The sequence below is a fragment of the Aeromonas aquatilis genome (genome assembly GCF_054052405.1).
Map to the genome: position 1 here is coordinate 39,004 of NZ_JBSTYP010000003.1, position 10,883 is coordinate 49,886.

Here is a 10,883-nt window from a genome sequence, read left to right on the forward strand (position 1 = left end):
AGGGCCTTAGAACCTCTAATCAAAAACCAATTCAACCCGCTCTCGTCCAAGCAGGACTCGCAAGTCATCTATCAGTTGATCGGTGGGCGTCACCCGCCACTCGGTACCGAGCGTCAATCGCACCCGGGAGCCGGGGCGACGATAGTTTACCTGAACCGGACAGACTCCGGCACGGGCGGGCTCCAAAATCTCGCACAAACGCGGGAAAAAGCGATCATCAATCCGCTGTTCATCGAGGGAGATGCGGATTGCTCTGGCAAAACGCTCCCTCGCATCGTTGATATCCAGTAATTCTCGAGCCGACATTTTAAGGCCACCGGAGAAGTCATCAAAGCTGACCTGTCCAGAAACCACCAAAATACGGTCTTTTTGCATCAACTCTTCGTACTTTTCCAGCGCTTCGCTGAAAAGTGTCACATCGAGACGACCGGAGCGGTCATCCAGGGTGAAGATCCCCATCTTGTTGCCGCGCTTGGTCACCATGCTGCGGGCGGCGATCACCAACCCGGCCGCGGTCGTGACCGTATCGCGGGAGGTGGGGTGCAGATCGCACAAGCGACCCGAGGTATAACGACGCAATTCGCTGCTGTACTGGTTGATGGGGTGGCCGGTGAGATAGAGCCCGAGCGTCTCGCGCTCCCCTTCCAGCCACACCTTGTCAGGCCAGAGTGGTACGTTGGCAAACGCCTTCTTGACGTCGTCAATCTCTTCGGTGAGCACGCCGAACATGTCGACCTGCCCCACCGCCTGCGCCTTGGCGTGCTGCTCGGCGGCCCGCATCGCCTCCTCCAGCGTCGCCATCAGGGCGGCGCGGTGGGGGCCGAGCCGATCCATGGCGCCAGAGAGGATCAGCTTCTCCATCACCCGCTTGTTGAGCTTCTTGATGTCGACCCGGTTACAGAAGTCGAACAGATCGCGGAACGGGCCGTCCTGATCCCGGGCGCTGAGGATAGCGTCGATGGGGCCTTCACCCACCCCTTTCACCGCCCCGATGCCGTAGACGATATGGCCATCTTCGTTGACCGAGAAGCGATAGCGACCGGTGTTCACATCCGGCGGGATCACGGTCAGCCCCATCCGCTGGCACTCGTCTACCAGGGTCACGATCTTGTCGGTATTGTCCATATCGGCGGTCATCACCGCCGCCATGAACTCGGCCGGGAAGTGGGTCTTGAGCCAGAGGGTCTGGTAGGAGACCAGCGCATAGGCGGCGGAGTGGGATTTGTTGAAGCCGTAGCCCGCAAATTTCTCCACCAGATCGAAGATCTTCATCGCCAGTTCGCCGTCGACGCCATTCTTGACGGCGCCCTCTTCGAAACCGGCCCGCTGCTTGGCCATCTCCTCGGGCTTTTTCTTACCCATGGCACGACGCAACATGTCCGCGCCACCGAGCGTGTAGCCCGCCAGGGTCTGGGCGATCTGCATCACCTGCTCCTGATAGAGGATGATGCCGTAGGTCGGTTCCAGAATCGGTTTCAGGCTCTCGTGCTGCCACTTCTCGTCCGGATAGGAGATCGCTTCATTACCGTGTTTGCGGTCGATGAAGTTATCCACCATGCCTGACTGGAGCGGGCCCGGTCGGAACAGGGCCACCAGTGCGATCATGTCTTCGAAGCAGTCGGGGCGCAGCCGCTTGATGAGATCCTTCATGCCACGGGATTCCAGCTGGAATACCGCTGTGGTCTCGTAGCGCTGCAGCAGGTCGAACGACTTCTTGTCATCGATAGGGATGGCGGCGATATCGACCGGCGGCTTGCCCTCTTTGGCAAGACGCGGGTTTATCATGCCGAGCGCCCAGTCGATGATGGTGAGCGTGCGCAGACCCAGGAAGTCGAACTTCACCAGACCGGCGTATTCCACGTCGTTCTTGTCGAACTGGGTGACCGGGTGATGGCCCTCATCATCGCAGTAGAGCGGCGCAAAGTCGGTGATCTTGGTGGGCGCGATCACCACGCCACCGGCGTGTTTACCGGCGTTGCGCACCACCCCTTCGAGCCGGCGGGCCATATCGATGAGGTCTTTGACCTCCTCATCTTGCTCGTAGAGCTCGGGCAGCTTGGGCTCGGCCTCGAACGCCTTGGCCAGCGTCATGCCCGGATCCGGCGGAATGAGTTTGGAGATGCGATCCACAAAACCGTAAGCGTGGCCCAGTACCCGGCCCACGTCCCGCACCACCGCCTTGGCCGCCATGCTGCCGAAGGTGATGATCTGGGACACCGCATCTCGGCCATACATCTCGGAGACGTGCTCAATCACCTCGTCACGTCGATCCATACAGAAGTCGACGTCGAAGTCGGGCATGGATACCCGCTCGGGGTTGAGGAAACGTTCGAACAGCAGGTCAAATTCCAGCGGATCCAGGTCGGTGATCTTGAGGGCGTAGGCCACCAGAGAGCCTGCACCCGAGCCCCGGCCCGGGCCAACGGGAATGCCGTTGTCCTTGGACCACTGGATAAACTCCATCACGATGAGGAAGTAACCCGGGAAGCCCATCTGGTTGATCACTTTCAGCTCGATGTCGAGACGCTCGTCATACTCGGGACGTCGCTCGGCCCGCACCGCCGGATCCGGGAACAGAAACTCGAGACGCTCCTCCAGACCCTCTTTCGACTTGGCCACCAGAAAATCTTCGGTAGTCATGTCGCCGGTCGGGAAGTTGGGCAGGAAGTATTCGCCGAGACGCACCGTCACGTTGCAGCGCTTGGCGATCTCCACCGTGTTCTCCAGCGCCTCGGGAATGTCGGCAAACAGCTCCGCCATCTCCTCCTGACTGCGCAGGTACTGCTGGGGGCTATAGCGACGGGGGCGGCGCTTGTCCATCAGGGTATAGCCGTCATGGATGGCAACCCGGATCTCGTGGGCGTCGAAATCATCGGCAGAGAGGAACACCACCTCGTTGGTGGCGACCACCGGCAGCTCGAACTCGGTGGCGATGGCCACCGCCATGTGCAGATAGACCTCTTCGTCGGGTCGACCGGTACGCAGCAGTTCGAGGTAGTAGGCATCGGGGAAGTGGATCTGATAGAAGGCGACACACTGCTCGGTCATCTGCCGGTTGCCCTTGAGCAGGAACTTGCCCACATCCCCCTCGCGGCCACCGGAGAGGACGATCACCCCCTTGGCATGCTCGGCGAGCCAGCTCTTGTCGATGACCGGCCGCCCCTGCACGTGACCGCGCTGGTAACCGCGGGAAATAAGCAGGGTGATGTTCTGGTAGCCGTCGTTATCCATGGCGAGCAGGGTGAGACGGAACTGCTCGTCGCCGAGCTCATCGCTCTGCACCCAGAAGTCGGCACCGACGAGGGGCTTGATCCCCTTGCCGTGGGCGGCGCCATAGAAGCGCACCAGACCGCACATGTTCATCTGATCGGTCAGCGCCAGTGCCGGCATGTTGTTGGCCGCCGCCGCCCCGACGATGGGGTTGATCTTCTGCAGGCCATCGACCATGGAGAAGTCGGAGTGGACTCGCAGGTGGATAAAACGGGGGTCAGCCATCGTCATCTCCTCTCGCTGCTCAAACTAAATGGCATGGTCTACTCGATCCCCAGTGCGCGGCACACCGGTTTGAAGCTCTTGCGATATTCGGGCAACGGGCCACGCTCGGCCAGAATGGCGAGGTGCTCAGGCGTAGGATAACCCTTGTGACGGGCAAAACCGTACTCGGGATGACGGCTGTCCAGCTCGGTCATCTCCGCATCGCGGGTCACCTTGGCGAGGATCGAGGCGGCGCTGATGGCGGCCACCAGGCTGTCGCCCTTGACCACGGCGCGCGCCTCCATCGGCAGAGCCGGGCAGCGGTTGCCATCGATAAAGACCAGTTCGGGGGTGACCTTCAGTCCCGCCACGGCTCGCTGCATCGCCAGCATGGTGGCATGCAGGATGTTGAGCTCGTCGATCTCCTCCGGAGTGGCACGACCGATGGCCCAGGCGAGCGCTTTCTCTTTGATCTCGTCAAACAGCGCCAGCCGCTTCTTCTCGGAGAGCTTCTTGGAGTCGTTGAGCCCCGCGATCGGATTGGCGGGATCGAGAATGACCGCAGCGGTGACCACGTCACCCACCAGGGGACCACGGCCCACTTCGTCCACTCCGGCAACCAGCTTGTCGTCAGGAATATCGATCATCATCTTGTAGCCTTGAATCAAAACAGGCCCCGTGGGGCCTGACAGGGGTCAACTGGCGCGGCATCACCGCTCGGAAAACGGATGAACGGGTAGCGCGGCGCAATCGACGGTCCGAAATAGCGTTATCTGCCGAGCAGATCCGCCACCGCATCGGCGGCCTGCGAGTCGGCATTGCAGCGGATCAGCTGGTGCAGCTCGGTGAAGGTGTTGACCAGCGCACTGTTGTCGTGCTCGAAGTACTTGCTCACCTCTTCCACCAGATTCTCCGGGGTGCACTCGTGCTGGATGAGTTCCGGCACCAGCATGCGACCAGCGAGCAGGTTGGGCAGAGAGACAAATTCGGTCTTCACCAGTCGCTGGGCCAGCCAGTAGCTGAAGGGCTTGAGCTTGTAGCCCACCACCATCGGCTTTTTCACCAGCATGGCTTCGAGCGCCGCGGTGCCGGAGGCCAGCATCACCACGTCGGCGGCGATCATCGCCTCGCGGCCCTGTCCTTCCAGCAGCACCATGTCGAGACCCGGCGCAACCTCGGCCTTGATGGCCATAAACTGCTCGCGCCTTTTCTGGTTGACCAGAGGCACGATAAAGCCGAGATCCGGATAGCGCACCGTGAGGTGTTTGCACGCCTCGAGAAACAGGGGGGACATAAAGCCCACCTCTGCGGTGCGGCTGCCCGGCAGCACCGCCAGCCAGCGGCGATTGGCATCGATACCGAGATTGCGACGCACGGCGGCCTGATCCGGCACCAGCGGAATGTCATCCGCCATGGTGTGACCGACAAAACGGCAAGGGGCATCGAAGCGGTCGTAGAAGGCTTTCTCGAACGGCAGGAAGGCGAGCACCATGTCGGTGGCGGCCTTGATCTTGTGAATGCGGTTCTGGCGCCAGGCCCACACCGAGGGGCTGACATAGTGAACCGTCTTGATACCGGCGCGGCGCAGTTTCAGCTCCACTCCGATATTGAAATCCGGTGCATCCACGCCGATGAAGATATCGGGCGGATTGGCAATAAAGTGGCGCAGCAGTTCGCGACGAACCTTGAGGATGCGCGGCAGACGGCCAAGCACCTCGGTGATCCCCATGACGGAGAGCTCTTCCATCTCGAACAGGGCCTTGACGCCGAGGGCCTGCATGCGCGGCCCGGCGATCCCTTCGAACTGCGCATCCGGATAGCGGACTTGCAGCTCGCGCACCAGACCGGCAGCCAGAATGTCGCCGGAGACCTCTCCGGCGACGATACCGATACGAACCGGATCAGGCACGGATGATCCCGCGCTCGTTGTCTTTGAGGAAGTCCACATAGAGCTGGACGGCCGGCTCGGCTTGCGCCATCTCGATCAACACCGGCAGCACCTCTTCAATGGTCTTGCCGGAGCGGAAGATCTCTTTGTAGGCACGCTTGACGGCAGAAATGGCCTCAGGCGTATAACCGCGGCGACGCAGACCTTCGGAATTGACCCCGAATGGCTTGGCGTAGTTACCGGCAGCCATCACGTAAGGCGGCACATCCTTGTTCAGGGCAGCGCAGCCACCGACGAAGGCGTGGGAACCGACGCGGCCGAACTGGTGAATGGCGGAGAGACCACCAAAGATCACGAAATCACCGATCACCACGTGGCCCGCCAGGGTCGCGTTGTTGGCGAAGATGCAGTTGTCACCAATGATGCAGTCGTGGGCAACGTGAACGTTGACCATGAAGAGGTTACCGCTCCCCACCTTGGTCAGGCTCTGATCCTGAATGGTGCCACGGTGGAAGGTGCAGTTCTCGCGAATGACGTTGTTGTCGCCAATCTCGAGGAAGGTGCGCTCGCCGGCGTACTTCTTGTCCTGGCAATCCTCACCGATGGAGGTGTGCTGGAAGATCTTGTTGCCGCAACCAATCTTGGTCGGGCCCTTGATCACCACATGGGAACCTACCCAGGTGTTGTCACCGATTTCCACCTCGGCGCCGATGACAGAAAAGGGGCCGATTTCAACCCCTTTACCGATCACGGCAGACTCATGGACGATGGCAGTATCGTGAATGATGGCAGTCTGGTCGATCACGTGTGTTAAACCTCGCGTTTGGCGCACATCAGCTCGGCGGTACAAACCACTTCACCGTCGACGGTAGCGACACCGGTGAACTTGGCAATACCGCGACGCTCTTTCAGGAACTCCACGTCGAGCACCAGCTGGTCACCGGGGCCGACCGGACGCTTGAAGCGAGCGTTGTCGATTGAGGCAAAGTAATAGAGTTCATTGGGGGACGGCTTGCCCACCATGGTAAAGGCCAGGATACCGGTGGCCTGCGCCATCGCTTCCAGGATCAGTACGCCCGGGAACACCGGCTTGGCCGGGAAGTGCCCCTGGAAGATCGGCTCGTTGAACGAGACGTTCTTGATGGCGCGCAGAGTTTTGCGCTCATCGCTGATCTCGTAGTCGTCTACACGATCCACCATCAGAAACGGATAACGGTGGGGCAGCAGATCCATGATTTCCTGGATACCCAGGCTCTTCTTTTCAGTAGTCAAAACAGTACCCTATACCAATCGTGATTATTCTTGATCCAGCTTCTTCTCAAGCTTGCTTAACCGCTTGTGCATCTCTTCGATACGCATCACCCGGGCGGCGGTCTTGCGCCACTCTTTATTGGTTTGCAGAGGGATGCCGGAAGAGTAGACACCGGGCTCGGTAATGGGTCGCATCACCATGGCCATACCGGTAACGGTGGCCTGGTCGCAGATCTCCATATGCCCGTTAAAGACGGAAGCGCCGCCAATGATACAGTATTTGCCGACCTTGAGACTACCAGCCATCACGGTAGAGCCGGCCACGGCGGTGCCGTAACCGATCTCGACGTTGTGGGCGATCTGGCACTGGTTGTCGATGATGACATTGTCAGCGATGCGGGTATCTTCCAGCGCACCGCGGTCAATGGTGGTACAGGCACCGATCTCGACCCGGTTGCCAATGGTCACACCGCCGAGCTGGGGGATCTTGATCCACTCACCACGCTCGTTGGCATAACCGAAACCATCGGCGCCGATCACTGTACCGGATTGAACCAGACAGTCGGTACCCATGGTCACATTGTGATAGAGGGTAACGTTGGCCCACAGCCGGGAGCGAGCTCCCAGCCGGGTATTCTTGCCAACAAAACAACCCGGGCCAATGCGGACATCGTCACCCAGCACCACACCGGATTCGATCACTACATTGGCACCGATGGCCACTCTCTCGCCCAGCTGGACGTCGGCCGCGATGACGGCACTCGGATGGATATCCATGGCCGGCTGCGGGGTGGTGTCCAGCAGTTGGGCTACCCGGGCAAAACCCACGTAGGGATCCTTGAGCACCAGCGCATTGGTGGGACAGAAAGGGAGATCCGCCTCTGTGATGAGCACGGCAGTCGCCTTGCTCTGCTCCAGATAAGAGCGGTACTTCTTGTTGGACAGGAAGGTAATCTCACCCTCCCCGGCCTTTTCCAGTGTCGCTACCTTGCGGATTTCCAGGGTTCCGTCGCCATGGACCTGGGCCCCCAGTTGCTGGGCCAGCTGTGCGAGAGTGAATGCCATCAATTAGTTGCTCTTGCTTACCTGAGAAATAACCTGGCCGGAGATGTCCAGCTTGCTGGCGGCATACGGGGCGGCATTGCGCTCCAGCACCAGATCGTAACCATTGCTCTTGGCGATGGAATCGATGGCAGCCTGCACCTTGGTCAGGATCTTGTTGCGCTCTTCGGACTGACGGCGGCCGTTGTCCTGCTCAAAGGCTTGACGCTTCTGGTTGAACTCCATCTGCAGCTTGGCCAGCTTCTCCTGGTTCTGCTTCTTCTGTTCGGCGCTCATGAAGGCTTCATCCTTGCGGAACTTCTCCACCAGCTTCTGGCCTTCCTGTTCCAGCTTCTGCAGCTCACGCATGCGCGGCTCGAATTCGCCTTTCAGCTTGGCTGCAACGGCTTCACGCTGGGGCAGCTTTTGGAAGACTTCGCCCATATCAACCACGGCGATCTTGGTCTCAGCGAAGGCAGAACCCATGCCGGCAGCCATCAGTGCAAAGCTCAAACCAGCTACTTTCAACGCTTTATTCACACTTACTCCTTGTTCCCTCATGGCGAGGGCTACCTGATTTACCCGATTATGCAAGCGGCGTTAGGACCGTCTTGTTACCTGGTGAGGCACGCATACCGCGCGTCCCATCATTGAAGACCCCCACCGCATAGGTGGGGGCGAAACTCTGCTTAGAAAGTACGACCGATGTTGAAGGAGAAGAACTCGGTACGATCCCCTTCATATTTCTTGATTGGTTGTGCCAGTGCGAACACCAGCGGGCCCATCGGCGAGAGCCACTGCAGGGAAATACCGGCAGAGACCCGGATATTGCCCGGGTTGGAATAGTCCTGGCTCAGATAGTTGCAATCCGCTCCTGCAGCACAGGGGTAAGCGCCATTGGCAAAATCAGTGCTCCAGACGGTACCAGCATCAACAAATGCGGTGGTACGGATCTGCGGACGATAGGTCTCTGAGACAAATGGGGTCGGGAAGACCAGTTCCAGTGATGCGACAGCCAGAGCATTGCCACCGACCGAGGTATCTGACCCCTCATACAAACAACTACCTTCAGAGTTTTTCTTACATGTCGGACTATCTGCACCAGTCGGTTTGTTATAAACCGGATAGATGGCTTTTGGACCAATCGTATTGCTCTTGAAGCCACGGACCGTATCGAAACCACCCGCATAGTAGTTCTCGAAAAACGGCAGCATGGGGTCATCACCATAGCCGTTACCGTAGGAGACACGACCCTTGCCGATCATTACCCAGCTATGATCCGCATCGAGCGGGAAGTAGTGGGCATCTTCGGCGGAGAGCTTGTAGTACTGCAGCTCCATGCCCGGCACGGTCACCTTGGCGTTGACACGCTGGCGGTCACCGGCTGTCGGGAACATCCCCTTGTTCAGGGTGGAGCGAGTCCAGCCAGCAGTCAAATCGACGGTCACAAAGTCGAGGTTGGCACCATCTTGTGAATAGAGATTCCAGAACTGATCCATCTGCACCGACTGGCGGTTATCATTCCACTGATCCCAGCAATAAGTACTGTCTTTTTCAGGATTATCAATAAGACACTGTTGGTAGTTCTGGCTATTGAATGACGGACGGCTCAGCTTGGTGCTCTCGATACCGGTACTGAAGTCGAGACGGTTGAACTCGTTGACCGGGAAGCCGCTGGAGAGACGAAAACCGATGGTTTCGTTCTCGTAATCGACGATATCGGCATCATCGGCGCGGAACTGGTTATAGTAGACCCGCCCACCCAAGCTGACACCATCTACGGTGAAGTAGGGGTCGTTGTAGCTCAGGTCAACGTTCTTGGAGTAATCGTTGGTGCTGGCGTTGATGGAGACCGTTTTACCGGTACCCATAAAGTTATTCTGAGAGATCCCCGCCTGCAGGCTCAGACCCGATTCGGTACCGTAACCGATACCGGCGTTGATGGAGCCTGCTGGCTGCTCCTTGACCTTGAAGTCGAGGTCAACCAGGTCATCGTTGCCCGGCACCCGCTTGGTGTCCACTTCGACGCTCTCGAAGTAGCCAAGGCGGTTGAGACGGCTCTTGGACTGCTCGATGTTGTCGGAGGAGAGCCAGGTGCCCTCCATCTGGCGCATCTCGCGACGCAGTACCTGATCTTCGGTGGTGGCGTTACCGCTGAAGTTGATATTGCGCACATAGACACGGGGGCCCGGCTCAACGTTGACGATCAGCTCCACTTCCTTGGTCTTGTCATTGACCTGCGGGAAGGTGACCACTTTCGGATAGGCGTAGCCGTAACGGCCGAGGAACTTGGAGAGCACCTCTTCGGTATGAGTCACCTGACTGGCGGAGTAGGTGCTGCCGGCAGCGATCGGGATCAATCCCTTCATCTCGCCACCGCGGTCGATCAGGTCACCCTTGAGCTGGACACCGGAGACCTTGTACTGATCCCCTTCCTTGATGTTGAGGGTGACGTAGACGCCCTTCTTGTCGGGAGTCATGGAGACCTGGGTAGACTCCTGCTGGAAACGGATATAGCCGCGGTCCATGTAGTAGGAGCGCAGGGTCTCGATATCCCCCGCCAGCTTCTGCTTCTGATAGCGCTGGTCGGCGGTGAAGTTCCACCAGGGTACTTCGTCGCGCAGGGAGAGCTGGGCAATCAGCTTCTCTTCAGGGAAGACGCTGTTGCCGACGATGTTGATCTGCTGGATCTTGGCCGCTTCCCCTTCCACGAAGGTGAACTTGAGGTCGACCCGGTTGCGCGGCAACGGGGTGACGATGGCCTTGACCTTGGCGGAGTATTTACCCACGCCATAGTAGAAATCTTCCAGTCCCTTCTCGAGGGAGGTGAGCACGGTGCGATCCAGCGGATCACCCACCCGGATGCCGGAGGACTCCAGACTCTGGGTCAGTTGCTCCTCTTTGATATCCTTGTTGCCGGCAAACTCGATGCTGGAGATGGTCGGACGCTCCTTGACCATCACCTGCAGCACCTGGCCGTCACGGTAGACCTTCACATCCTCGAAGTTACCCGAGGCATAGAGCTTTTTGATGGCGCTGGCCAGAGCCACGGAATCGACGGTATCACCGACCCGGATCGGCAGGTTCAACAGTGCGGCACCCAGGGTCACCCGTTGCAGACCTTCGACCTGGATATCTTGCACCACAAAAGAGGCAGGGGCCGCCTGGGCCAGGAAACTGGCACCCAGCAGGCAACTCAACACCAATGCTTTTTTAACAGCCATTTTGT

Annotated in this window: 8 protein-coding genes; all 8 read right to left on the reverse strand. The window is 59.0% G+C overall.

All coding sequences use genetic code 11. The features are described from left to right. Positions 1-15: 15 nt before the first annotated feature. The 8 genes from dnaE to bamA all read right to left on the reverse strand — a co-directional run bounded on the left by dnaE (position 16) and on the right by bamA (position 10,878). Positions 16-3,495, reverse strand: a complete 3,480-nt coding sequence (dnaE, locus tag ACW5W8_RS01800; RefSeq protein ID WP_498626140.1) for a DNA polymerase III subunit alpha — start codon at positions 3,493-3,495, stop codon at positions 16-18. A 38-nt stretch (positions 3,496-3,533) separates the two neighbouring features. Continuing rightward, positions 3,534-4,124 carry a ribonuclease HII gene (gene rnhB, locus ACW5W8_RS01805; protein WP_498626141.1) on the reverse strand — a complete coding sequence of 197 codons (591 nt, stop codon included), beginning with the start codon at positions 4,122-4,124 and terminating at the stop codon, positions 3,534-3,536. Between the two features lie 119 nt (positions 4,125-4,243). Further along, positions 4,244-5,383 (reverse strand): lipid-A-disaccharide synthase, encoded by a 1,140-nt coding sequence (lpxB, locus tag ACW5W8_RS01810; protein ID WP_193859536.1) that lies wholly within the window; start codon positions 5,381-5,383, stop codon positions 4,244-4,246. Beyond that, positions 5,376-6,167, reverse strand: coding sequence for an acyl-ACP--UDP-N-acetylglucosamine O-acyltransferase (gene lpxA, locus ACW5W8_RS01815; protein WP_216949524.1), 792 nt, complete (start codon positions 6,165-6,167; stop codon positions 5,376-5,378). Before lpxA ends, lpxB begins: the two co-directional genes overlap by 8 nt. Before the next feature lie 5 nt (positions 6,168-6,172). After that, a complete protein-coding gene (gene fabZ / locus ACW5W8_RS01820) occupies positions 6,173-6,634 on the reverse strand; it encodes a 3-hydroxyacyl-ACP dehydratase FabZ (RefSeq protein WP_005338559.1) in 462 nt (153 codons plus the stop codon). 24 nt (positions 6,635-6,658) lie between these two features. Continuing rightward, a complete protein-coding gene (gene lpxD / locus ACW5W8_RS01825; protein ID WP_498626142.1) occupies positions 6,659-7,678 on the reverse strand; it encodes a UDP-3-O-(3-hydroxymyristoyl)glucosamine N-acyltransferase in 1,020 nt (339 codons plus the stop codon). 3 nt (positions 7,679-7,681) lie between these two features. Beyond that, positions 7,682-8,194 carry an OmpH/Skp family outer membrane protein gene (locus tag ACW5W8_RS01830; RefSeq protein WP_005338563.1) on the reverse strand — a complete coding sequence of 171 codons (513 nt, stop codon included), beginning with the start codon at positions 8,192-8,194 and terminating at the stop codon, positions 7,682-7,684. A gap of 149 nt (positions 8,195-8,343) precedes the next feature. Then, on the reverse strand, positions 8,344-10,878 hold the full coding sequence (gene bamA / locus ACW5W8_RS01835) for an outer membrane protein assembly factor BamA (RefSeq protein WP_498626143.1): 2,535 nt from the start codon (positions 10,876-10,878) through the stop codon (positions 8,344-8,346). Positions 10,879-10,883: the final 5 nt, after the last annotated feature.